Annotated in this window: 23 protein-coding genes and 1 tRNA gene; 14 read left to right on the forward strand and 10 right to left on the reverse strand. The window is 50.6% G+C overall.

The window, feature by feature from the left end; translation table 11 throughout:
- Position 1: 1 nt before the first annotated feature.
- On the forward strand, positions 2–232 hold the full coding sequence (locus G6Q15_RS00995) for a hypothetical protein (RefSeq protein WP_164114632.1): 231 nt from the start codon (positions 2–4) through the stop codon (positions 230–232).
- A 141-nt stretch (positions 233–373) separates the two neighbouring features.
- On the opposite strand, the gene G6Q15_RS01000 is transcribed toward G6Q15_RS00995, so the two are convergent.
- Positions 374–463, reverse strand: a tRNA-Ser gene (locus G6Q15_RS01000).
- A gap of 174 nt (positions 464–637) precedes the next feature.
- On the opposite strand from G6Q15_RS01000, the gene G6Q15_RS01005 reads away from it, so the two are divergent.
- From G6Q15_RS01005 to mazG, 9 genes are all read left to right on the forward strand, one after another.
- Entirely contained in the window at positions 638–1,717 is a 1,080-nt protein-coding gene (locus G6Q15_RS01005; protein ID WP_240330684.1) for a lytic murein transglycosylase, read from the forward strand.
- 101 nt (positions 1,718–1,818) lie between these two features.
- Entirely contained in the window at positions 1,819–2,961 is a 1,143-nt protein-coding gene (locus G6Q15_RS01010) for a D-alanyl-D-alanine carboxypeptidase family protein (RefSeq protein WP_164114634.1), read from the forward strand.
- Positions 2,962–3,024: 63 nt separating this feature from the next.
- The gene (gene tmk, locus G6Q15_RS01015; protein WP_164115070.1) at positions 3,025–3,654 is read left to right on the forward strand and encodes a dTMP kinase; all 630 of its coding nucleotides are present in this window, start codon (positions 3,025–3,027) and stop codon (positions 3,652–3,654) included.
- Positions 3,651–4,661 carry a DNA polymerase III subunit delta' gene (locus tag G6Q15_RS01020; protein ID WP_164114636.1) on the forward strand — a complete coding sequence of 337 codons (1,011 nt, stop codon included), beginning with the start codon at positions 3,651–3,653 and terminating at the stop codon, positions 4,659–4,661. The genes tmk and G6Q15_RS01020 overlap by 4 nt, the downstream gene beginning before the upstream one ends.
- A 16-nt stretch (positions 4,662–4,677) precedes the next feature.
- Positions 4,678–6,246, forward strand: a complete 1,569-nt coding sequence (metG, locus tag G6Q15_RS01025; RefSeq protein ID WP_164114638.1) for a methionine--tRNA ligase — start codon at positions 4,678–4,680, stop codon at positions 6,244–6,246.
- Entirely contained in the window at positions 6,246–7,022 is a 777-nt protein-coding gene (locus tag G6Q15_RS01030) for a TatD family hydrolase (protein WP_164115072.1), read from the forward strand. The genes metG and G6Q15_RS01030 overlap by 1 nt, the downstream gene beginning before the upstream one ends.
- Complete coding sequence (locus G6Q15_RS01035) at positions 7,019–7,786, forward strand: MBL fold metallo-hydrolase (RefSeq protein ID WP_164114640.1); 768 nt, start codon at positions 7,019–7,021, stop codon at positions 7,784–7,786. The genes G6Q15_RS01030 and G6Q15_RS01035 overlap by 4 nt, the downstream gene beginning before the upstream one ends.
- Entirely contained in the window at positions 7,786–8,415 is a 630-nt protein-coding gene (locus tag G6Q15_RS01040; RefSeq protein ID WP_164114642.1) for a TIGR02281 family clan AA aspartic protease, read from the forward strand. Before G6Q15_RS01035 ends, G6Q15_RS01040 begins: the two co-directional genes overlap by 1 nt.
- Before the next feature lie 131 nt (positions 8,416–8,546).
- Complete coding sequence (gene mazG / locus G6Q15_RS01045) at positions 8,547–9,284, forward strand: nucleoside triphosphate pyrophosphohydrolase (RefSeq protein WP_164114644.1); 738 nt, start codon at positions 8,547–8,549, stop codon at positions 9,282–9,284.
- Positions 9,285–9,291: 7 nt separating this feature from the next.
- Here mazG and hflX read toward each other — a convergent pair whose 3' ends face one another.
- From hflX to dusB, 7 genes are all read right to left on the reverse strand, one after another.
- Complete coding sequence (gene hflX, locus G6Q15_RS01050; protein ID WP_164114646.1) at positions 9,292–10,623, reverse strand: GTPase HflX; 1,332 nt, start codon at positions 10,621–10,623, stop codon at positions 9,292–9,294.
- Positions 10,620–11,108: an RNA chaperone Hfq gene (gene hfq, locus G6Q15_RS01055; protein ID WP_164114648.1), complete on the reverse strand. Its 489-nt coding sequence runs from the start codon at positions 11,106–11,108 to the stop codon at positions 10,620–10,622. The genes hflX and hfq overlap by 4 nt, the downstream gene beginning before the upstream one ends.
- Positions 11,109–11,211: 103 nt before the next feature.
- Positions 11,212–12,594 (reverse strand): sigma-54 dependent transcriptional regulator, encoded by a 1,383-nt coding sequence (locus tag G6Q15_RS01060; protein WP_164114650.1) that lies wholly within the window; start codon positions 12,592–12,594, stop codon positions 11,212–11,214.
- Positions 12,595–12,639: 45 nt separating this feature from the next.
- Complete coding sequence (locus G6Q15_RS01065; RefSeq protein WP_275897580.1) at positions 12,640–14,886, reverse strand: ATP-binding protein; 2,247 nt, start codon at positions 14,884–14,886, stop codon at positions 12,640–12,642.
- A 60-nt stretch (positions 14,887–14,946) separates the two neighbouring features.
- Positions 14,947–16,377 (reverse strand): sigma 54-interacting transcriptional regulator, encoded by a 1,431-nt coding sequence (locus G6Q15_RS01070; protein ID WP_164114653.1) that lies wholly within the window; start codon positions 16,375–16,377, stop codon positions 14,947–14,949.
- Positions 16,378–16,388: 11 nt separating this feature from the next.
- On the reverse strand, positions 16,389–17,375 hold the full coding sequence (locus G6Q15_RS01075) for an ATP-binding protein (RefSeq protein ID WP_164114656.1): 987 nt from the start codon (positions 17,373–17,375) through the stop codon (positions 16,389–16,391).
- 116 nt (positions 17,376–17,491) lie between these two features.
- Positions 17,492–18,487, reverse strand: a complete 996-nt coding sequence (gene dusB, locus G6Q15_RS01080) for a tRNA dihydrouridine synthase DusB (RefSeq protein ID WP_164114657.1) — start codon at positions 18,485–18,487, stop codon at positions 17,492–17,494.
- Positions 18,488–18,583: 96 nt separating this feature from the next.
- Here dusB and G6Q15_RS01085 point away from each other — a divergent pair, with 96 nt between their 5' ends.
- The gene (locus G6Q15_RS01085; RefSeq protein WP_164114659.1) at positions 18,584–19,789 is read left to right on the forward strand and encodes a bifunctional 2-C-methyl-D-erythritol 4-phosphate cytidylyltransferase/2-C-methyl-D-erythritol 2,4-cyclodiphosphate synthase; all 1,206 of its coding nucleotides are present in this window, start codon (positions 18,584–18,586) and stop codon (positions 19,787–19,789) included.
- A complete protein-coding gene (locus G6Q15_RS01090; RefSeq protein ID WP_164114660.1) occupies positions 19,786–20,289 on the forward strand; it encodes a CinA family protein in 504 nt (167 codons plus the stop codon). The genes G6Q15_RS01085 and G6Q15_RS01090 overlap by 4 nt, the downstream gene beginning before the upstream one ends.
- Here the strand turns inward: G6Q15_RS01090 and G6Q15_RS01095 are convergent.
- The gene (locus G6Q15_RS01095) at positions 20,250–20,708 is read right to left on the reverse strand and encodes a type II toxin-antitoxin system RatA family toxin (RefSeq protein ID WP_164114664.1); all 459 of its coding nucleotides are present in this window, start codon (positions 20,706–20,708) and stop codon (positions 20,250–20,252) included. The two genes, G6Q15_RS01090 and G6Q15_RS01095, sit on opposite strands and share 40 nt — an antisense overlap.
- 10 nt (positions 20,709–20,718) lie before the next feature.
- Positions 20,719–21,666, reverse strand: a complete 948-nt coding sequence (gene lipA, locus G6Q15_RS01100) for a lipoyl synthase (RefSeq protein WP_164114667.1) — start codon at positions 21,664–21,666, stop codon at positions 20,719–20,721.
- 64 nt (positions 21,667–21,730) lie between these two features.
- On the opposite strand from lipA, the gene G6Q15_RS01105 reads away from it, so the two are divergent.
- Both G6Q15_RS01105 and G6Q15_RS01110 read left to right on the forward strand, forming a co-directional pair.
- Positions 21,731–22,369: a carbonic anhydrase gene (locus tag G6Q15_RS01105; protein ID WP_164114669.1), complete on the forward strand. Its 639-nt coding sequence runs from the start codon at positions 21,731–21,733 to the stop codon at positions 22,367–22,369.
- A complete protein-coding gene (locus G6Q15_RS01110; protein WP_164114671.1) occupies positions 22,369–23,082 on the forward strand; it encodes an NYN domain-containing protein in 714 nt (237 codons plus the stop codon). The genes G6Q15_RS01105 and G6Q15_RS01110 overlap by 1 nt, the downstream gene beginning before the upstream one ends.
- The last annotated feature ends 50 nt before the right edge of the window (positions 23,083–23,132 follow it).

Consider the following 23,132-nt stretch of genomic DNA (forward strand, 5'->3'; position numbering starts at 1 on the left):
AATGGGAAAATCAGCATCAATCAAGAAGGTTGATATGAGCGCGGCAAGGGAGCTGCGCATCAAAAGCGCCATACCGCAATTTGCGGTGTTGAGCGAAGAGCTCAGGGATCAGGCCTCTCGGCTTGATGCCGATGAGCTGGCAGTCCTGGGCGAGATCAAGAACAAGCTCAATGAAGGGCTGAGTGCCGATCTTGCAGCTAAGGCTGATACTGTTGGCGGTTTCGTCTGGTAAAGACGATAGGTAAGCTTGGCCGGTATTTTTTTCCGCATATCCTTTTCGGAAAACCGGTCAGGCTGACCACCTTTCAGGCAAAAGGCATTGCGCCATAATCCGAGGCGGCAAAGTCCATTGTCGATTTACGAAAAGATTTGCTGGCGGACAGGGTGGGATTCGAACCCACGGTACGCTTGCACGCACGCCGGTTTTCAAGACCGGTGCATTCAACCACTCTGCCACCTGTCCCGCTCAGCGATGCGCTTCTAGCGTTATGTGAAGGTGCATGCCAAGCTAAAAATACACATGAGGCTGCTTAAAATCCGTGAGGCGGCGAAATATGCACAGATTTTGCGATATAAAGTTGTGATTTAGCGCTGACCGGGATTCCCCATTGCGGTGAAATGTGCCAAAACATATTGCATGACAAAGAAAAGATTCCCCCGCCTTCGCGCTGCATCGCTTATTGCAACCCTTTTGATGACAGGTTCCGCCTTCACTGGATCGGGCGCTTCTGCGCAAAGCAGTACATACACACCAACCGCCCAACTGACCGAACAGGGTTTTCAGCGCTATCTGCGCGAACTCGCCGCACAGGCCCGCCGTGAAGGTGTGAGCGAACGCGCGATTAATTCCGTCATGCCCTCACTGACCTATAACCCGCGTGTAGTCGCGCTGGACCGCAAACAGCCCGGTGGCTCGCGCAACTCACCGATTCCGCCATTTGAGCCCTATAAGCGCCGGCATGTCGATGCGGCACGCATCAGGGGCGGACGCCGCACCTATCAGGCGAACCTGTCAACATTGGGCCGCATACGCCGTGAAACAGGTGTGCCAGGCTCAGTTATTACAGCGATCTGGGGGCATGAGACGAATTATGGCAGCTATACCGGTAATTTTGACCTGCCGCGTTCGCTCGCCAGCCTGGCCTATGAAGGTCGACGCCGTGAGTTGTTCTCGGGTGAATTTGTCGCCACGCTGAAGATGATTGACCGGGGCGTTCCACGCTCGCGGCTTAAAGGCAGTTGGGCCGGCGCGTTTGGCAATCCGCAATTCCTCCCGTCCGTGTACCTGCGCCTTGCGAAAGATGGCGATGGCGATGGCGTTGCCAATATCTGGTCGAGCAATCCTGACACGCTAGCCTCGATCGCCAATTATTTCGTAAACGCGGGGTGGCGTCCCGGTGTGCCATGGGGTGTGGCGGTGCGAGTGCCAGCATCATTCAATGCGAATGCCGTACGCAACCGTACGGTCAGCCCGCGGTGTCCGCGTGTGCATGCACGGCACAGCGAGTGGAAATCAATGCGTGAATGGCGCGCGCTCGGCGTGGTGCCCATTGGCCGCCGCGCAGATGATGATGTATTAGCGACACTGCTGGAGCCGGATGGCCGCGGCAAGACGGCCTATCTGCTGACCAGCAATTACCGCGTCATTCTCGATTATAATTGCTCCAATTTCTATGCGCTGTCTGTCGGGTTGCTCGCGGACGAAATCCGGCGGTAATATATTGCATTTGTGATCGCGTGCGGGCTACATGATGGCACATATGCCGCGCTCGGCATTACGCACGACATCCACTGCTTTTCAGGAATATCAGGAAACGAATGAAACACACTGTATTTGCATCATTAATTGCATTTTCCCTCTCTACATCGTCATTGGCACAGGCACCGACCTATAAAACCGATGCACCGATTGCCTATATGACGGACCTGTCATCAGGCGCTGTGCTGTTCGCGAAAGACGCGGACCGGCAGATACCGCCCGCGTCGATGGCGAAAATCATGACGGTTTATGTCGCGTTCGACATGATCAAAAAGGGCGAGCTCAAACTGGATCAGAAATTTACTGTCCAACCTGACACGTGGAAAAAATGGAATAACCAGGGTTCTTCCATGTTCCTGCCTGTGGGTGATGAGGTGAGTGTCAGCGACCTACTGCACGGTATTGTAACGCTGTCGGGGAATGATTCCTGCGTGGTGCTGGCTGAAGGCATTGCAGGTACCGAGGATGCTTTTGTGCAGTTGATGAACCGCAAGGCCAAGGAAATTGGCATGAAGAATAGCCGGTTTGGTAACAGCAATGGCTGGCCGGATGAAGGGCAGACCGTTGTGACTGCCCGCGATCTTGGCATTCTCAGCCGCGCGACAATCTATAATTTCCCGAAATTGTATGATGAATTTTATGCGCTTGAAGAATTTGTATGGAACAATATCAAGCAATCCAATCGCAATCCCCTGCTTGGCAAGGTGCGTGGCGCGGATGGGCTTAAAACCGGGCATACTGAGGAAGCAGGCTATGGCTTTGCGGGGTCGGCCGAGCAGTCTGGCCGCCGCTTGGTGATGGTTGTGGCTGGGCTTGACAGCTATAATGGCCGTATTACGGAATCGGTAAAATTCATGAACTGGGGTTTTGCCAACTGGAAAAGCAAACCGCTGTTCAAGAAAGGCACTATTGTTGCCGAGGCACCCGTGCAACTGGGCAGTTCGCGTTATGTGGATCTTGTCGCGCCGCGTGACATGGCGCTGGCGCTCCCGCGTATTGCCGATGATGAAAAAATCAGCTTTAGCGTAGTCTATAACGGCCCAATCAAAGCCCCGTTCGAGGCAGGTGATGAAATCGCGCACTTGAAGATATCATCGCCTGATATGGACACGCAGATGATACCGCTGGCGGCAGCGGAAACAGTGGAGGAATCCGGGTTTTTCGGGCGGATCTGGTCTGGGTTCATGTCAATATTCAGCTGATAACGGCGGATTTGCCGCCCGTACAAATCATATGGCGGCTGATATAGGGGATTGTAAACAGGCATTGTGAGCGGACAGTTTATCTCGATTGAAGGCGGTGAGGGTGCGGGCAAATCCACACAGATTCGCCTACTCGCTGAATGGCTGGAAAGCCGGGGCATCGAAACCGTCACAACGCGTGAACCTGGCGGTACTCCGGGTGCCGAGGCTATTCGCGAATTGCTGATGTCTGGCAGTGCGGATCGCTGGAACAGCCGCGCTGAAGCATTGCTGTTCGCTGCGGCGCGTGCAGATCATGTTGATAAGCTTATCAAACCCGCCCTGGTTGCGGGAAAATGGGTGTTATGCGACCGATTTGTTGACAGCAGCCGCGCTTATCAAAGCGGCGGTAGCGGGCTGGCTGATGCGGATATCATGGCATTGCACGCCATTGGCAGCGAAGGACTGCTCCCTGATATGACACTTGTGCTCGAACTGCCGCTTGCAGAGGCCAGTGCCCGGGCCGCCGCGCGCGATGGTGCAGCAACAGACCGTTTCGGAGCGCGGAACGCCACGTTTCATGAAAATGTTGCAGCTGCTTTTCGCGGTTATGCGCAGCAGGACAACAACCGTTTTCGCATAATCGATGCAGCAGGCGATGTTGAAACAGTCCATATGCATATTGTGCAGGCTGTCGGGGCATTGCTGTCATGACGTCACTTTACGGACATGATGCTCAGCAACAGGCGGTCTTGCGCGGTTTTTCGAGTGGCAAGATGCACCATGCATGGCTGCTGACCGGCGCGAAAGGCGTCGGTAAGGCGAGCTTTGCGTGGACCGCGGCGCAGCATATCCTATCACGTGAACCTGCATTTCAGTCGGATATTTTTGTTCCAGATCTGCAAAGGGCGGGGGGACAAATGCTGGCCGCGCATAACCACCCCGATTGTCATTACCTGGCGCGTGAGCCAAAAGATGACAAGGAGCGCCGCAATAAGGAAAATGGCAAGCCTTATGAACGCCGCCGCAATATCCCGATCGACCAGGTGCGCGCCATGCAGCAGAGATTGACCACACGGCCCAGCCTAGGGATACGCCGCATCATCATTATCGATTCCGCCGATAATCTGGAGCGTGGTGCGGCCAATGCGCTGCTCAAAAGCCTGGAAGAGCCACCGGAAAACACCTGTTTTTTCCTTATTTCACATAATCCGGGTAAATTGCTGCCCACTATCCGCTCGCGCTGCATGACGCTTTCCTTTCACGGTCTGAATGATGAAACGATGCGCCGTGTTCTGCTTGCACAGGATGAAAGCCTGACATCGCAGCAACTGGAATCGCTGTCACAGATCGGGCATGGCTCACCGGGCTATGCGCTCAAATTTCTGGAACTGGGTATGGAGGAAATCCATACATTGATGCGCAAAATTACAGAAACCGGCGACCGTGACCAGAAACTACGCCTGCATCTTGCCAAATTGCTGAGCGTCAAGGCTGCGAAGGAAAAGCTACAGGCCTTTATTGAATATGCTCCCGTTTTTGCTGCGCGTATCAGCCGTCAGCGCCAGGGTAGGGCGCTATCGCAGGCCATTGTCGCGTGGGAAGAACTGGTCTCGCTCGCTGAAAAAGCGCCGACATATAATTTCACGTCCGATGCGCTGGTTTATCAAATTGGCGGCTTGCTGGCACGGCTCGCACCGCCTAGAGAAGCGGCAGCATGAAATTATAAGGCAACATATGTCCGAACCCTATTACATCACTACCGCGATCAGTTACCCCAATGGCCGCCCGCATATCGGTCATGCCTATGAAGCCATTGCGGCGGACGTGATCGCGCGTTTCCACCGGCAGATGGGGCGCGATGTGCGTTTTCAGACAGGGACTGACGAACACGGCCTGAAAATGGCGCAAAAAGCGCGGGAACTGGGCCAGACCCCGCGTGAACTTTCCGACGAAATGTCGTCCTATTTCATGCAGATGTGCGAGAAGTTGAACATCTCTCATGACCGGTTTATCCGCACGGTAGAAGATGAACATCATAAAGCGAGCCAGGCTATCTGGAAGGCTATGGAGGCGAATGGCGATTTGTATCTGGATCGTTATGAAGGTTGGTATTCGGTGCGTGATGAAGCCTATTATGATGAAAAGGAACTGATTGAGGGCGAGGGCAATGAGAAGCTGTCGCCGCAAGGGACGCCTGTAGAATGGACGGCAGAAGAAACATGGTTTTTCCGCCTGTCCAAATATCAGGAACCGCTCCTGAAACTCTATAATGAAAAACCCAATTTTTTGCGCCCTGATAGCCGCCGCAATGAAATTATGCGCTTTGTCGAGGGCGGCCTGAATGATCTCAGTGTTTCACGCACCAGCTTTGACTGGGGCGTAAAAGTGCCAGGCAGTGACGGTCACGTTATGTATGTGTGGGTCGATGCGCTGACCAATTACCTGACGGGTTTGGGATATCCCGAAAAAACAAAAAATTATAACAAGTTCTGGCCAGCAGACCTGCACCTGATTGGCAAGGATATCGTGCGTTTCCACAGTGTGTACTGGCCCGCATTCCTGATGAGTGCCGGTATTGACTTGCCGAAACAGGTGTTCGGTCATGGCTTCCTGCTCAATAAGGGTGAGAAAATGTCAAAATCGGTCGGCAATGTCGTTGACCCGGTCGCACTGGCCTATGCTTTTGGTGTGGACCAGATTCGCTATTTCCTGATGCGTGAAGTGAATTTCGGCAGCGATGGCAGCTATTCCGCCAAAGCGATTGTGACCAAGACTAATGCCGATCTCGCCAACAGTTTCGGCAATTTGGTGCAACGTACATTATCCATGATTTTCAAGAATCTGGATGGTGCTATTTCCGCTGACTGGAAAGAAGGTGATGCGGATAAAGCGCTTTACGAAACCGTATCATCTGCATGTGGCACAGCGTTTCAGCACGCATTTACCGATCTTGATTTCTCCAAAGCGCTGGATGGCTGGGTGCAGGCAGTATTCGCCTGCAATCAATATGTGGATGAGCAGGCGCCATGGAAACTTAAAAAAGAAGATCCTGAACGGATGCGTGCAGTGCTGAACAACCTTTTCCGCTGTATCCGTGTGCTCGCCATTGCAGTGCAGCCGGTCATACCGAATTCCGCCGGCAAACTGCTCGATCAAATGGGCGTGGCCGCTGATGCGCGCAGTTTCGCAGATGTGCAAGATAGTGACTGGTTGCAGCAGCTTGCAGATAATGGCTTTACACTTGAAAAACCCGCGCCTCTCTTCCCACGCCTTGAAATGCCGGAAGGAGAAGAAAAAGCATGATGTTGGTCGATTCCCACTGTCATCTTAATTATGAGGGACTTGCCGAACGACAGGCAGAAGTGCTGGAAAACGCGCGTAGCCGCGGCGTGACGGCCATGCTTAATATCTCGACACGCGAAAGCGAATGGGATGATATTGTCAGCACGGCCGAGCGGGAAAGCGATGTCTGGGCTTCTATTGGCATCCACCCGCATGAGGCCGATGCGCATCCCGATATAGATACAGCCAAATTGCTGGCACGTGCAGACCATCCGCGTGTGATAGGCATTGGCGAGACTGGCCTTGACTATTATTACGACCATAGCGATCGCACGCGGCAGCAAACGAGTTTTCGCGCGCATATTGCCGCTGCGCGCGAGACTGGCCTGCCGTTGATCGTGCACACACGTGATGCGGAGGAAGATACGGCTGCTATACTGGCCGATGAAATGGAGAAGGGGGCTTTTCCGGCGCTTATCCACTGTTTTACTGCCAGCGCAGGTTTTGCCGCCAAAGTGCTCGATATGGGACTCTATGTCTCGATCAGCGGTATTGTGACATTCAAAAATGCCCGCGAGTTGCAGGATGTGACGAAAGATTTGCCAGTTGACAGATTACTGGTCGAAACCGACGCGCCTTTCCTTGCGCCCGTACCACACCGAGGAAAGACCGGTGAGCCTGCATTTGTTGCGGATACAGCGCAATTCCTGGCCAAATTACGCGGTGAGGAATATATGCAGTTTTGTGAGGTAACATCCTCGAACTTTTATACATTATTTAGTAAAGCCGCACCGTGAAGCTAACCATCCTTGGCTGTGGTACATCGGCGGGCGTGCCGCGTGTCGGCCATGATTGGGGAGATTGCAATCCGGGAGAACCGCGCAATCGCCGCAGCCGTGTGTCGATTGTGGTGGAAAATCGAGCAGGGCAGCGCATATTGGTCGATACATCGCCCGATTTGCGCATGCAGCTGCTCGACAATCAGGTTGATACCGTCGATGCCGTGTTGTGGACGCATGATCATGCTGATCACTGCCATGGCATTGATGATCTACGCGCTATTTTCCACCGGCGCCGCGTTCCCTTGCCGGGATATGGCCGTGGTTATACTATGCGCAACCTGAAATCACGATTTTCCTATATATTTAAAGGTAATAAAGGTTATCCCTCGATTATTGAACCACATATACTGCGGCGTGAAGAGGTAATATGTGATATCCGTGTAAGAACTGTGGATCAGCCACATGGTCCGGTGTCTTCCACCGGTTATCGCTTTGAATCTGACAACTCTTCCATTGTCTATGCAACCGATTTTAGCAAAATCAGCGATGATATGGTGGCACTTTATATGGATTGTGACATATTGATTGCCGATTGCTTGCGTAAAGAACCACATCCGACGCATGCGCATCTGGATATGGCGCTGGAATTGGGCAAGCAATGCAATGCCCGCAGAACAATATTGACGCATATGGATAAAAGTATGGATTATAAACGTTTGCAAAATGAACTTGCGGACGGAACTGAACCAGCATTTGATGGCATGCAGGTGGAGCTCTGATGGGCGGTGACAATTATTCACTGGTCTTTAATGCGATTCTGCTGGTGGGCGTTATCGCCATGTTTTTCACATTCCGTGTGTCAGCCAAAGATACAGTGAAGATGATTGCTGCGTGGATTGGTATATTCGCGCTGGCTTTGCTTGTATTTAGCTTTCGTGGTGAATTTCTAACTGTGTGGGACCGGGTCAAGACCGAAACGATAGGTCATGACCGGCAGGATGTAGTTGGTAAAGCATTGGTGCTCCGTCAATCTGAGGGTGGCCATTTCTATGTCACGGGTAAGGTAAATGGTCAGGAGACACTCTTCATGGTTGATAGTGGCGCGACACAGACGGCCTTTTCGCGCACTGAAGCTGAGAGGCTCGGCCTCGATATAGACACGATGTTTGCCATACCGATCAGCACGGCCAATGGTGAAAGTTCAGCCTGGCGGGCACGAATTGATAAGCTAGAGCTTGAAACACTTGTCACGAACGATCATGCCGTGTTGGTGGTTGATACTATGATGGATGAAAACCTGCTAGGCATGAATTTCCTATCACGTCTGGAAAGCTGGCGCGTCGAAGGCGACAGAATGATATTGGTACCCAAAGGTACCAGTGAAACAAGAAGCGATATGACAAAATGATTACCGCTGGTTGTGTATCCTGCAGAAGATTAGTGGCAGGAACAATCCGTATAAATCCCCATATCAACCTTAATATAATTTAACATAATATATATTATCGGACTTAAATATATATAGAGGCTACTGCTACTTTGATTGATCCCCTCGTAAAGATAATGGCGCAATTGCGTGATCCAGAAAATGGCTGTCCTTGGGACATAGAACAGGATTTCAAGTCCATTGCGCCATATACTGTTGAAGAAGCCTACGAAGTATCAGATGCGATTGATCGCGGTGATATGGATGATTTGAAGGACGAGCTTGGTGATCTCCTGCTACAGGTCGTCTTTCATAGCCAGATGGCCAAAGAAGCTGGTTTCTTTACAATTGATGATGTGGCTTCGGCTATTTGCGACAAGATGACCCGACGCCATCCGCATATTTTTGCCGACACAGCTGCTGAAAATTGGGATTGGGAAAAGCTGAAAGAAGAGGAGCGCAATGATTCAGGGCAATCAAGCGCGATGGACGGTGTAGCACATACCCTCCCCGCTTTGATGCGGGCGCAAAAACTCCAAAAACGCGCCAAAAGAACTGGTTTTGACTGGGATGAAGTCGATGAGTGTATAGCAAAACTGGAAGAAGAAATTGCTGAGCTCAAGAATGCGAAGAGTGTTGCTGAAAAGCATGAAGAATCAGGAGATTTACTGTTCGCCGCCGTCAATGTTGTACGCCATTACAGCGTTGATGCAGAAATTGCGCTCAAAGACGGTAACAATAAGTTTGAAAACCGATTCCGTATGATGGAAAAAATTGCAGGTGAAGCTTTTGAAGATTTGCCGCTTCAAACCAAGGAAGAGTTGTGGCAGCGCGTAAAAAGTGCATCCTAAGTTACGCTTATAATGCTAAAAAACGTCCCCAGTCTTTCTCTGATAGGCGAACATCAACAATTTGCGCATCCTCGCCTTCTGTAACTGACAAAACCTTTCCATGAGCATGCAACCATGCCATTTTCTGGCCATCTGATAAATCCAGAGTGACTGACCGCAAGCTGTTACCGGCTATCAATGTTTCCGACACCATATGCGCCAGGTTGTCGACACCCTCTCCCTTCAATGCAGATATAGGGCAATGCGGTGTTTCGGAATGTCCGAATTCCAATACGCCTTTCCGTGCTTCTTCATCGAGCTGGTCCCATTTATTCCATGCCTCAACAACAGCTATTGAAACATCTTCATCTGTCTCCTGCTCAAACGTATTGATGCCGAGCTCGGCCAGGATATTCTCCACCTCGATTTTCTGTGCCTGTGTGTCAGGGTGAGAGATATCACGCACATGTATAATCAGGTCGGCGGACAGGACTTCTTCCAGTGTGGCGCGAAATGCGGCAACAAGCTGTGTAGGTAGATCAGAAACAAAGCCCACAGTGTCGGAAAGAATGGCTTTTTCCAGGCCGCCCAGTTCAACCGAACGCATGGTCGGGTCAAGAGTGGCAAAAAGCAGGTCTTCCGCCATGACGTCAGACCCGGTTAACCGGTTGAACAAAGTCGATTTCCCTGCATTGGTATATCCCACGAGCGCAATGACTGGCCATGGTGCTTTCTGACGCCTTTGCCTGTGTAAAGAGCGTGTTTTTTTGACCTGCTCCAGTTCACGGCGGAGCTTGGCCATACGGTCGCGTATCATGCGGCGGTCGGATTCAATTTGTGTTTCGCCAGGACCGCCCAGAAAACCAAAGCCGCCCCGTTGCCGCTCAAGGTGCGTCCAACTTCTCACCAGCCGACCTGCTTGATAATCCAGATGTGCCAATTCCACCTGCAGCCGTCCCTCAGCAGTTGCGGCACGTTCACCGAAAATCTCCAGGATAAGGCCAGTACGGTCAATAACCTTGATGTTCAGTCTTTCTTCAAGGTTTCTTTGCTGAATTGCGGATAATGGACCATCAACAATCAGCAATTCAGCTTCTTCAGCATGGATAGCGGCTGCTATCCTGTCAATCTGTCCGCCACCAAATAATGTTCCAGGCTTAGCTGTACGAATACGCAAGTCCATAGTTTCACAGACATTAATGCCAATCGCGGCGGCAAGGCCGACTGCTTCATCAAGCCGAGCATCCGCATTCAAATGCTGCTTGTTCCCCAGATCAGGATAAACGATAACAGCGGATGCGCCTCGTGCAATTTCGCGGCGTTCATCAGTCGGGAAGCTACCCGTCCCCTGCCCGCTCAATCTTCTTCCATTTCGCTGTCACCATATAAGTCCAATGGTCCACTAGGCTGGATGGTTGAGACAGCATGCTTGTAAGCCAACTGTATCATGCCTTCGCGCTCAAGCATCATGCAGAACTGGTCATAGGCAACGACCTGTCCTTGCAGCATTACACCGTTGACAAGGAACATTGTGACCGACGTTTCTGACTCGCGGACGCTGTTCAGGAAAATTTCCTGCAGCGATTTGTTCTTGTGCGTTGCGGCGTCCATGGCGTCTGTAAATATACCAGTTTCCATGGGCTGAGACGGCATGACTGTCGATATTGCATGCTTGTAAACCAGCTGTGATTGGCCATCACGCCGAAGCAGGATCGAAAAATTGTCAAACCATGTGACAATACCCTGCAATTTGACACCTTTGACCAAAAACATGGTCACCGGCGTTTTTGACTTTCGCAAGTTATTCAGGAACATGTCCTGTAGATTTTGTGCCTTTTCGGTCATCGTGACCCCCGGTCTTGGCGGCTTGATTGCCGCTATATTATGTTTGAATTCAAATATCTGTTACTCTGTTTGTGAAGAAAAATCCATTGCTAATCTAGCCACCTCAACTGTCATCAGTATTTTTCTGTCCTGCCAACCCAAGCAGTTTCAATTTGCGATGCAGGGCTGAACGCTCCATACCGATGAAATTCGCAGTTTTGGATATGTTTCCGGAAAAACGACGGATCTGTATTTTAAGATACTCACGTTCAAAGCTTTCACGTGCTTCGCGTAACGGAGCCCCCATAAGTGAAGTTATACCTACACTTCTACTGGAATCGCCTTCAATAAGCTCCACGGGCAGCATATCGAGGTCAATCCGCTGCAATCGCCCATGCGGAGCCAGGATTATAGTTCTTTCCACGACATTTCTGAGCTGACGCACATTACCCGGCCAATCATAGCCTTGCATAGCGGCCATGGCCTCACTGCTTATTTCTGGTGAGTTCAACGATTGCTCTGCTGCAAATCGTGCGGAATAATGTTCTGTAAGTGCAGGGATATCTTCCCGGCGTTCTGTAAGGGCAGGGATTTCCACCGGCACCACGTTCAATCTGTAAAACAGGTCTTCGCGGAACTTACCTGATGATATCTCCTCCTCCAGATTGCGGGAGGTTGCAGATACAATACGCACATCCACCTTGATAGGACGCGAACCACCTACACGCGTGAAGCTCTGGTCAGTCAGGACGCGTAGAATTTTAGCCTGTGTGGCCATTGGCATTTCGGCGACTTCATCAAGGAAGAGTGTGCCTCCATGCGCATTTTCCAAATGCCCGGCTCTTACCAAACGTCCTTGTGTTTCGGTTCCAAAAAGCTCTTCTTCAAAACGGTCAGACGTCATCCGTGCCGAATTGACAGTAACAAATGCCGCCTGTGCACGCGGGCTCCATGCATGAAGCAGCCGGGCTGCCACTTCCTTGCCAACTCCTGCTGGTCCCGTGAAAAGAACTCGGCTCCCGGTATTGGCCACACGCTTCAATGTCGCGCGTACATTGTTGATGACAGTTGAATTTCCGGTAAGTTCTTCGGATACGCCGAGCTGTTCCTTAAGCCGCTTATTTTCGGAACGAAGCCGCTCTGTTTCGGTTGCACGTGCAACGAGTAGCAATAACCGTTCAGCCTCAAACGGTTTTTCAATAAAGTCGACCGCACCGCGCGAAATTGCCGATACCGCAGTATCTATATTGCCATGCCCTGAAAAAATGATCACTGGCAGGTTCGGGTCACGTTTCTTGATGACATCCAGCAAGTCAAGCCCGTCAAGCTTGCTCCCCTTCAGCCATACATCCAGAAGCAAGAGAGATGGTCGGCGTGCATCTATTTCTTCCAGTGCGCCATCGCTATCCGCGGCCGTACGGCATTCATAGCCTTCGTCCTCGAGAACTCCGGAAACAAGATCACGAATGTCTTTTTCATCATCAACGATAAGGACTTCAAGCGCCATAGGTAGTTAAGTTCCCTTTGTTTTCTTTAATGTTCATATTTTATTTCAGGCATTTACCTTGACTTCCGGCTGCGCCGCTATGCCATCTGCAACGCTTTTCAACATGGTAGCATCAAGTGTAAGAACAACTTCAGCGCCGCCTGTATCAGCATTGTCAAACGCAATTTCCCCAAAATGCTCTTCAACAATTTTCTTCACGATGGCGAGGCCCAGTCCGGTGCCTTTTTCGCGTGTGGTAACATAAGGTTCGATAAGCCGATCGCTATCGTCTGGAAGACCAACACCATTATCAGTTATGGACAAGGTGATATCATCGCCTGTCTGCATGAATTGCACGGAAACCTTGCCGCGATAATCATTATCGGCCGATTTTTTCTTGCTTTCAATCGATTCAACGGCATTTTTGATAATGTTTGTAATAGCCTGCCCAATCTGGCGGCGATCACAATAGAGCATTATTTCATTGGAATCTGACAGTAGTTCAAATTCAACACCGCCATGCGCAACATCATGCATGAAGACAGCCTGCTTGACGAGGTCGAAATAATTTTCCTCCCGGAAAACAGGTTTTGGCATTTTAGCAAATGATGAAAATTCATCGACCATATTACGCAAGTCACCTACCTGCCGAATGATGGTTTCGGTAAGATTGGCAAATATTTCAGGGTCAGACACGATTTCTTTTGTGTAGCGCCGTTTCAGCCGTTCCGTTGCAAGCTGGATCGGCGTGAGAGGGTTCTTGATTTCATGGGCAATGCGCTGCGCTACATCTGACCATGCAGCTTGCCGCTGATCCAGTAATTGCTGGGTAATATCCTCAAATGTAATGACATGGCCGATAGGTTCGCGGACAATTTTGACTGCCAGTGTTAACAAGCTGCTGCTGGATGCGAACTGAATGACATTTTCGGTGATTTCAGCTTCAATAAGCTTCGCAAATTGGGGGGCTATATCTGTAAGCTTTTCGCCCAGCAGTTGTTCATTACCTTCCTTGCGCAATATTTGCTGCGCAGAATTGTTCATTAACCGGATATGACCATCCGTATCGACAGATATGATGCCTGCGGTAGCAGATTCCACAATGGCTTCGATAAATGCACGGCGATTATCAAGCTGTTCATTGGCGCTCATCAATGCTTGGGTTTGCTGTTCCAGCCGCTGGGCCATGCGGTTAAATGCTCTGCCCAACATGCCCACTTCGTCACGCCTGACAACCGATGTTACCCGGGGTGTAAAATTACCCATGCTGATTTCACGTGCAGCCACTGCCAAATCATCAAGCGGCCTTACCATGCGGTCAGCGAGCCGTAGCGCAGCCCATAACGCAATACCTACAATAAGTAGCGAAACAAAAAACAGAGCCAGATTGAACCGCAGCTGCAGATTACTGGTCTGCGCGCTGAATTGGTCATAATCATTCAGCACTTCCTGTGCACGCTCACCTTGGCTGAAAGCGAGAAGATCAGACCTGCGGGCTGTATAAAGATATATTTCCGCCTGCCTGTCGAGTGGCGCCACTGCTTCCACCCTGTTAGCGGAAACCGATACAAGCATTTCTTCACCATTTTTTAGCTTGGTGATCAGCTCCTTGTTGATGCGCTCGGTGGACACTTCGTCTGGCCCAACAATAACCGCAACACGCGGCTGCCCGTCCTGCCCTATTTGCAAGATCGCCGATTGACTTAATGATCGGACCAGCACCTGATAGGAATAGGCTTCCGAAAACTCCGGACTGTCAATCCTGGCCTGGGATAGATATTCGCGTAAATCTTTGGCTAGTGCTTCCGTCTGGTTGCCGACATCGGTTGTGCTTTGCGCATAATAGCCTTTGGCAAGTTCATTTGCATTTTCCAATATGTTCCGCGAACGGTCCGAAAACCAGAATTCCACACCATACTGGAATAGTAATGACGCAAAAACGACTACCAATAGCGTGGGAATGGCCGCAAGTAATGAAAACAGGCCAACCAGCCTAATATGCAATTGGCCGTCGCTTCCACTCTCAGATTTGCGTGCCCTCCCCCGCGCTATGCGTCGTCCAAAAAGCACAAGCAGTGCCATAGCGGGTACCAGATTTGCCACCAGTAAAGTTGCCGCCATGACAGCAGGTAACAATTTATCTTTTTCCTGATAATCCGATATAATTGAATAACTTATTGCCATAATGATAATCAGTATGGCTGCGGCAGATATTTCAAGCAGGGAGAAAAAGCGGTCATTCCTAGCCAGAAGTGCGAGCTTCCTTCGCCATACAGGGCGTTCATTCAGGGATGCTGTTGGCGAGGATACCATGTGGCCTTCTTACAACAGTTGGGTTGCAAAAAAACCAGAAAATTACTTTTTATCGCAACATTATCGTATTTTTTGCTCCGCATGTCGCAATTCATCCGCGTCAATATCATAATTGGTCAGTTTTTTGCGCAGGGTGTTACGGTTGATTCCAAGCGTTTCAGCTGCCTTTAGCTGGTTACCACCACATTGTTTCATGATATGACGCAGTAGCGGAACTTCAAATGCCTCAAGTGCGCGAAGATAAACCTGACCATCATCAATTGTATGAGATGACAGGTAAGTTTTAACCGCCTCGCTTAAATCCGCGGTCTGAACTGCGCTGCTTTTGTCAGAGACGTCATCCAAAAATGGCGCAATCATATCGGCCGTGACCGTTTCATCCCTGCTGAATACCGCGATACGGTAAATCAGGTTTTTAAGCTCCCGGACATTACCGCTCCAATATTGCTGCCTGAGCAGGTCACGTGCGGCCTTGTCCAGTTCACGAAGTGGCAGGCCTTCGGACACTGCCATACGGGCAAAATGTTTCACAAGCGCGTCAATATCTTCGCGTCTCTCGCGTAGTGGCGGCAAGTCAATCGGCACGACGTTGATGCGGTAATACAGGTCTTCGCGAAAATCACCCTGTTCGATGAGTGTTCGAAAGTCCTTGTTCGTTGCACAGATTATCCTGACATCAAGCGTAATATCCTGCTTGCCGCCAACACGTGTGATACGCCCAGACTGCAATGCTCGTAGCAACCGTGTTTGTGCCTGCATTGGCATATCACCAATTTCGTCCAGGAATAGTGTCCCACCATTGGCCTGTTCGAATTTGCCGATATACTGGTTCACAGCACCTGTAAAAGCGCCCTTTTCATGACCGAACAGTTCTGACTCGATCAGTTCTGCAGGAATGGCAGCCATGTTGACTGCAACAAACGGTTTTTCCCTGCGATGCCCCAAATTGTGAATCGCATCGGCGACGAGTTCCTTACCGGTGCCGGACTCGCCCAATAGCAACACTGTCAGGTCATTGCGCAGGACGCGTGTGATCATACGGTACACATCCTGCATTGCGGGACTTCGGCCTACAAGCGGTAAGTTGTCAGCATCGGATGTGGGTGAAAGGCCTATTGTGTCTGCCTTGGAACTGTTTATGGCCTGTGAAGCGGCATCGACAAGTTCATCAAGATCGAAAGGTTTTGGAAAGTATTCAAACGCCTCGGTTTCGGAAGCCCTTACCGCTGTATCAAGTGTATTTTGTGCGGATAAAATAATGACCGGCATATCCGGGAAACCCTGCTTCACGGTTGTCAGGCTTTTAATACCATCACCATCGCTCAGCATGACATCAGTCAACATTAGCATATACCTGTTTTGCGCTAGTAGAAGGTCGCGCTGAGCAATGGAGTCACAGCTATCGATAGACCAGCCCTCATCTCGCAATGCAGCCGTAATCACGTGCGATATGGACTTGTCATCTTCAACCAGCAATATGCGTGTCATCACTCGACTTCCTTCTAATTTTCGTAGCTGGGTAAAAGCAGTCGAAAGTGGCTTAAACCGCGTATTGCGTCGCGTTCATAATAAACGCGGCCCTGCATGTCAGTGACAAGTTTTTGCACCAGGGCTAATCCTAGCCCCTGCCCGTTTGTTTTGCTTGTTACAAAAGGTGAAAAAAGATGTTCGGCAATATCTTCGGAAACGCCGGGGCCATTATCAGAAATCGTGATTTCTATCGGCAATGCCTTGGCTTTATCGCTCCCGGGCAAGCGAAATTTGACACCGCTGGAATAACGGGTCGTAATGGTAATTTGCGGTTTCTGTGCATCATGGCACGCTTCGATCGCGTTACTGAACAAGTTTAGGAATATCTGAGCCAGTGCATCACGTACCCCGCCCACTGTCGGCAATGATGGGTCATATTCTTCATAAAATGTCACGCTAGATACCTGTGCAGCTTCTGCTACAGCGCGGGCATGAGCCAAAATTTCATATATATTGCATGGTTCAGGTGGTTGTACAGTCTGGCTACCCAGTGACTGCATCTGGTCCACGAGTTTGGCGATACGTTCGACTTCCGTGCGGATAAGCTGTGTAAGCGGTTTATCCTTATCCTGAAGTTTACGCTCCAATAGCTGTGCAGCGCCTTTTATCCCCGCCAGTGGGTTTTTGATTTCATGCGCTAGAATGTCCGGTGACTGAACACGCAGGCTGGCACCTGTTTCCTTATGCGGCGATCCAAGAAGCAAAGAAGGGCTAGGCTCTGAAAAAGTAACAATTCTCCACCCATGGCTTTGGGTCACTGAAGCAATTGCAATATCGACATCATATGCCCCGCCAGATTGCGTTTCCAGCGGGGTCATGCGCGCTACCATATCTGCATTTGCATCATGCAATGCACGTTCCACACGCTGATCTTTAAATTGCAGAACTGATCCTATATCCCTGCCCTGAAGCGTTTTTGCACTTTGTCGCAGGAAGTTTTCTGCAGCCGGGTTTGCCACGGATATCAGATTGTCAGGGGAAACAAGAAGATAGGGAAATGGCAGGCATGAAATTTGGGCCGCTAAATCAGGCTGCAAATCATACTCTATCTGCTTTTCTGGCTGTTTCACCGCTATCAGGCTGCCGCTTTGCAGAGCCAGGGTGCGTAGAACCGTTCAAGCAGTTCCAGTGCTTCCTGCACATTTTCAATTCTATTAAACGTATTCCGGAATTCTGCTGAACCAGTCAGGCCTTTTGTATACCAACCAATATGCTTGCGGGCGACGCGTACTCCGATATTGTCGCCATATAGCTCCATCATCGCCTTGTAATGTTCAACAATGACTTCATACTGTTCGGCGATATCAGGATCTGCACATTGTTCGCCATGCGCAAACCAGTGCATGACCTGTCCCAGCAGCCATGGTTTACCATAGGCCCCTCGTCCAATCATAATGCCATCCGCGCCGCTTTGCTCAAGAGCCATTTCAGCATCATTGACATTACAGATATCTCCATTTGCGATGACGGGAACGGAAACTGCGTCTTTCACATTACGGATAAATGACCAGTCTGCCTGCCCCTTGTACATTTGGCAGCGCGTCCGGCCATGCACTGTTATCAGCTGTGCACCAAGATCTTCGGCAATATGCGCAAGTTCAGGGGCATTAAGGCTATCATGGTCCCAGCCCATACGCATCTTGACCGTGACAGGGACACCTACTGCCTTTACGGTTGCATCGATCAGCCTTGCAGCTAGTGGCAGGTCGCGCATAAGCGCCGAGCCCGCATCGCCATTTACCACTTTTTTGACAGGGCACCCCATATTTATATCGATAATTTCGGCGCCCCGGTCTTCGTTGAGCTTAGCTGCTTCTGCCATGGCGTTGGGGTCGCATCCTGCCAGCTGCATGGACACGGGTTCTTCGACCGAATCCCAGGCTGCTTTTTGCAGCGATTGGCGGGTTTCGCGGATCATGGCCTGACTGGCAATCATTTCGGTGACGTTAAGGCCTGAGCCATAGCGACGTACAATACGCCGGAACGGCATATCGGTGACGCCCGTCATCGGCGCCAATATAACAGGAGATGCAATTTCAATATTGCCGATTTTGACAGGTTTTAGCGTCATGTCGTCTGGTAACTCGCAAATATGCCTAAAATTTAGGCAGTCATTATCGGTAAACGCGCTGGCGGGCAAGCAAGACATGTTCTAAAGCTTGTGAAAATGCATAATCCTGAAGAAAAAGAGCCTGCACCTTCCCAAAGCATCAATCGTGTTGCGTTGATTGTAGCTGCCGGTAAGGGTGTCAGGGCTGGCGGTGTTTTACCCAAACAGTTTCGTGAATATATCGGCAAACCTTTGTTGCGTCATAGCGTGGAAGCATTTCAGAATAGCGGTCTTTTTGACCGCTGTGTGGTCGTAATTGCGCATGACCAGAATGATATGGCCGCCGCTGCCTTAAATGGTCTGAAAGATATCAAATTTCTGCATGGCGGGGACACCCGCCAGAAATCTGTTTACAATGGTCTGGCCAGCATTGCCGAAAAAGGCGGCTGTGATGAAGTGTATATCCATGACGCCGCACGTCCGCGGTTAAGCTTTCGCGTTATTCAAAAACTGGTATTTGCATTACGCGAAAATAAGGGTGTGGTGCCAGTTTTACCGGTCGTGGACAGTTTATCACGGCGGCAGGATGGTCATCTGGCAGCTGCAATTAACCGGGATGGCCTGTGCCGTGTACAAACGCCGCAGGCTTTTCATTTTGATGCAATATATAATGCGCACAAAGCATATGAAGCTGAAACAGAGGCCACGGATGATGCCCGTGTTGCGCAGGCCGCGGCTATTGATATAGCATTGATAGATGGCGATGAAGCCTTGCGCAAAATAACATTTCCAGAAGATTTCAATGAAGTTGATAGCGAGCAAATTATGTCCAGCCATATAACCCGCACTGGTATGGGGTTTGATGTTCACCGATTGGTCAAAGGTGAGGAATTATGGTTGTGCGGCCTGCTGATTCCACATGACATGGGCCTAGCGGGGCACAGCGATGCAGACGTTGCGCTTCACGCCATCACTGATGCGTTGCTTGGATCAATAGCGGATGGAGATATTGGTGATCATTTCCCACCTTCGGATGAAAGGTGGAAAGGCGCGAGATCTGATGTCTTTGTTGAATTTGCGAGTGAGCGCGTCAGGACGCAGGGCGGCAGCATCAATAATATTGATCTGACAATTATATGCGAAACCCCTAGAATCGGCCCTTACCGCGATGATATGCGGCAAAGGCTTGCTGATATGCTAGGCTTGGATATAGGTCAGGTAAGTGTCAAAGCCACCACGACGGAAAGGCTGGGTGCTACGGGTCGCGGGGAAGGTATTGCGGCACAGGCTGTAGTGACAATAGCGATAGCGAAACCGGCATGAATTATTTACTGCCTGAAGAACTTACTGATTCCGCACGAGATGTAATAGAGCAAAACAGCCCTTTAAAGCGTACAATCTGCGTTGCGGAGAGTTGTACTGGCGGCCTTGTATCCGCAGCGTTGACAGAAATAACCGGAAGTTCCGATGTCTTCCAACGCAGCTATATTACATATTCCAATGCTGCCAAGCAGGAGGATCTGAAAGTAAGCCGCGATATAATCGATACGTTTGGAGCGGTTTCCATTGCCGTGGCATGGGCAATGGCGCGCGGGGCTCTTGAACAATCGGGTGCAGATGTTGCGGTTGCCATTACCGGAGTGGCGGGGCCAGGCGGCGGGACTGAAAAAAAACCGGTGGGCACCGTGGTTTTTGCCTGTGCCAAAAAAGGCGAGGATCCAGAGCAGGTTGTTGCAGAACTCAAGCAATTCGGATCGGATAAGAACCGCGCGGAAATCAGGCTTCAGGCGGCATTGTGCGCGCTTGACTTACTTCTGCCGTAAAGCGCATCTGCCCGCGTTTCAAATGCAGAAACCATCTTGCAAAATGCCCTGTCAAAATATTGCCCGGCAAGTGATTCAAAGAAACGGTTGTGAAAAGAAAACGAGACGTAAAAGTCGACTTCACAGCCATCGCTAACACTGCGAAATTGCCAATCATTTTCAAGATTCTTAAGCGGCCCATCAAGATATTCAACGCGTATTTCCTTGCCGGGAACTTTGCTGACACGCGAAGTAAAGCGCTCTCTAAGCTGGTTAAAACCCACAACCATATCGGCGACCATCTCGGTTTCGCTGTCACTTTTAATGCGGGTCGCTATTACCCAGGGCAGGAATTCAGGATAGCTGCCGACATCAGCGACCAACGCAAACATCTGCTTCGCTGTATAAGGCAGCTTACGCGTTTCGTGATGCGATGGCATAATCTCGACCCTAGGCCTTGGAAGATGCCGCTTTAGCAAGTTTTTCCTGCCGTGCGGTGCGCAGCCGCTCAAAATCATCGCCAGCATGGTAGCTTGAACGCGTAAGCGGACTAGAAGCCACCAACAAAAAACCCTTTGCTCTTGCAATGGCTGCATAGGCATCAAAAGCTTTAGGTGTCACAAAATCCATGACTTTGGTGTGCTTCGGTGTAGGTTGAAGATATTGCCCCATAGTCATGAAATCGATATCGGCTGAGCGCATATCATCCATCACCTGATGCACCTCAAGCCGTTCCTCACCCAGGCCAAGCATGATGCCGGATTTTGTGAAAATGGACGGATCATGGCTTTTCACGTCTTCCAGCAACCTTAGTGATGCATAATAACGTGCGCCCGGGCGTATGGTCGGGTAGAGCCTAGGCACCGTTTCCAGGTTGTGGTTATAGACATCGGGCCGGGCCGTAACGATCGCTTCAATTGCCGCGCGCGATTTGTTGCGGAAATCAGGTGTTAGAATCTCGATAGTCGTTGACGGCGTAGTGCGGCGGAGCGCTTCAATCACTTTCACAAACTGCCCTGCCCCGCCATCGGGAAGATCATCACGGTCCACTGACGTTATAACAATATGCTCCAGCCCCATGGCAGCGGCGGCGTCGGCTGTATGCTGTGGTTCCAGTTTATCCACTGCACGCGGCATGCCTGTTTTGACATTACAGAATGCACAGGCACGGGTACACACATCGCCAAGTATCATGACGGTCGCATGTTTTTTGGTCCAGCACTCTCCGATATTGGGGCATGCAGCTTCCTCACACACTGTGTTGAGATTAAGCTCCCGCATCAAACGGCGGGTTTCATTGAAGCCCTTGCTGGTAGGTGCTTTTACCCGGATCCAGTCGGGTTTGCGTTGCCGCGGCTCGCGCTTTGACATATCAGGTATTTTTGAAATCTCGTTCATGGAGCCTAGATAACGATGGAAAGGCTGCCATGCCAGCCCTTAATGCACACCAAACGGAGAATATATGACAAATTTTTCGGACCTTATCGCTGGATATCACCGGTTTCGTGAAAACGACTGGAACAATCAACGTGACCGTTGGTGTCAACTGAGTCAGGGCCAGAGCCCGAAAACCATGATTATCGCCTGTTCTGACAGTAGAGTTGACCCTACCCAGATTTTTGACACCAGTCCGGGAGAGATATTTGTCGTACGCAATGTAGCTGCACTCGTGCCGCCTTATGAGACTGGTGGGGGTTACCATGGTGTTTCTGCGGCCCTTGAATTTGCAGTGACACAGCTGAAAGTTGAAGAGATAGTGGTGATGGGTCATGGTGCATGCGGCGGCTGCAAAGCCGCACTGGAACGCAGCTTTGACGAAAGCGATTTTGGCGAAGGCGGTTTTATAAAACAGTGGATAGAGTTACTTGAACCTGCCCGGGAGGCTGTGGCAAGCCAAACGCATGAAACTGCACATGATGCCGATATCGCCATGGAGCAGGCAGGAGTGCAAGTCAGCCTCGTGAACCTACGCACATTTCCTTTTGTTGCAAAAGCCGAAGAAACAGGCACATTGAAACTGCATGGCTCTCATTTTGCAATAGAAACTGGCATATTGCACGTTCTGGATCAGGCCAGCGGCAAATTCGCTCCGGCTTCATAATGACAGATCATTCACGGAAAAACCCGAACATCGCGCTTTTGATCGACGCCGATAATGCCTCCCCTGCAGGACTGGATCCGGTCCTGACAGTGCTGGCGGAACTGGGTACGGTGAATATCCGCCGCGCCTATGGCAACTGGCGCAAGGCGTCGCTCAAGGGTTGGGCGGATATCGTCCATAAATACGGTATCGAGCCGCAGCAGAAGTTCGACATTACCCGCGGCAAGAACGCAACAGACATGAAAATGACCATTGATGCCATGGACCTGATATTCGGCGGGTGTGTGGATGGCTTTGGTATCATGTCTTCGGACAGTGATTTCATGCCGCTTGCCATGCGTATCCGCCAGGATGGTCTTCCTGTATACGGATTCGGTGATGCCAAGACGCCTGATGGCTTTCGCCAGGCTTGTTCGCGCTTTATTGATGTACATGCGCTCATTAAATCCGAAATCGCGAATGGCTCCTCACCTGAGGGGCAAAATGTTGATGAGGAACTGTTAAAGCTGCTCATTGATGCCTATCAGGCCAGCAAGCGCGATGATAAAGGTTTTGCCAGTCTGAGTGAGGTCGGCAAGATTGCCGGCAATCGGTCAAGTTTTGATGTCCGCAACTATGGTTTTGCACGATTGAGCGACATGTTTGAGGCCGCCGCAGAATTCAAGACAGAGCGGCGCGAAAATGGCACGCTCTACGTTAAACGTTTGAGGTAAGCGAAGCAGTTTTCCACTGCGAGGCGTGACATTTGTGCGGGAGTTGCTAG

The organism is Sphingorhabdus sp. Alg239-R122, assembly GCF_900537065.1.
Classification (GTDB): domain Bacteria; phylum Pseudomonadota; class Alphaproteobacteria; order Sphingomonadales; family Sphingomonadaceae; genus Alg239-R122.

Excerpts from the sequence above, each read along its gene's own strand:
- G6Q15_RS00995 (WP_164114632.1), top strand. The coding sequence starts at position 2 with ATGGGAAAATCAGCATCAATCAAGAAGGTTGATATGAGCGCGGCAAGG.
- G6Q15_RS01005 (WP_240330684.1), top strand. The coding sequence starts at position 638 with ATGACAAAGAAAAGATTCCCCCGCCTTCGCGCTGCATCGCTTATTGCA.
- G6Q15_RS01010 (WP_164114634.1), top strand. The coding sequence starts at position 1,819 with ATGAAACACACTGTATTTGCATCATTAATTGCATTTTCCCTCTCTACA.
- G6Q15_RS01020 (WP_164114636.1), top strand. The coding sequence starts at position 3,651 with ATGACGTCACTTTACGGACATGATGCTCAGCAACAGGCGGTCTTGCGC.
- metG (WP_164114638.1), top strand. The coding sequence starts at position 4,678 with ATGTCCGAACCCTATTACATCACTACCGCGATCAGTTACCCCAATGGC.
- G6Q15_RS01030 (WP_164115072.1), top strand. The coding sequence starts at position 6,246 with ATGTTGGTCGATTCCCACTGTCATCTTAATTATGAGGGACTTGCCGAA.
- G6Q15_RS01040 (WP_164114642.1), top strand. The coding sequence starts at position 7,786 with ATGGGCGGTGACAATTATTCACTGGTCTTTAATGCGATTCTGCTGGTG.
- hfq (WP_164114648.1), bottom strand. The coding sequence starts at position 11,108 with ATGACCGAAAAGGCACAAAATCTACAGGACATGTTCCTGAATAACTTG.
- G6Q15_RS01060 (WP_164114650.1), bottom strand. The coding sequence starts at position 12,594 with ATGGCGCTTGAAGTCCTTATCGTTGATGATGAAAAAGACATTCGTGAT.
- G6Q15_RS01065 (WP_275897580.1), bottom strand. The coding sequence starts at position 14,886 with ATGGTATCCTCGCCAACAGCATCCCTGAATGAACGCCCTGTATGGCGA.
- dusB (WP_164114657.1), bottom strand. The coding sequence starts at position 18,487 with ATGACGCTAAAACCTGTCAAAATCGGCAATATTGAAATTGCATCTCCT.
- G6Q15_RS01085 (WP_164114659.1), top strand. The coding sequence starts at position 18,584 with ATGCATAATCCTGAAGAAAAAGAGCCTGCACCTTCCCAAAGCATCAAT.
- G6Q15_RS01090 (WP_164114660.1), top strand. The coding sequence starts at position 19,786 with ATGAATTATTTACTGCCTGAAGAACTTACTGATTCCGCACGAGATGTA.
- G6Q15_RS01095 (WP_164114664.1), bottom strand. The coding sequence starts at position 20,708 with ATGCCATCGCATCACGAAACGCGTAAGCTGCCTTATACAGCGAAGCAG.
- lipA (WP_164114667.1), bottom strand. The coding sequence starts at position 21,666 with ATGAACGAGATTTCAAAAATACCTGATATGTCAAAGCGCGAGCCGCGG.
- G6Q15_RS01105 (WP_164114669.1), top strand. The coding sequence starts at position 21,731 with ATGACAAATTTTTCGGACCTTATCGCTGGATATCACCGGTTTCGTGAA.
- G6Q15_RS01110 (WP_164114671.1), top strand. The coding sequence starts at position 22,369 with ATGACAGATCATTCACGGAAAAACCCGAACATCGCGCTTTTGATCGAC.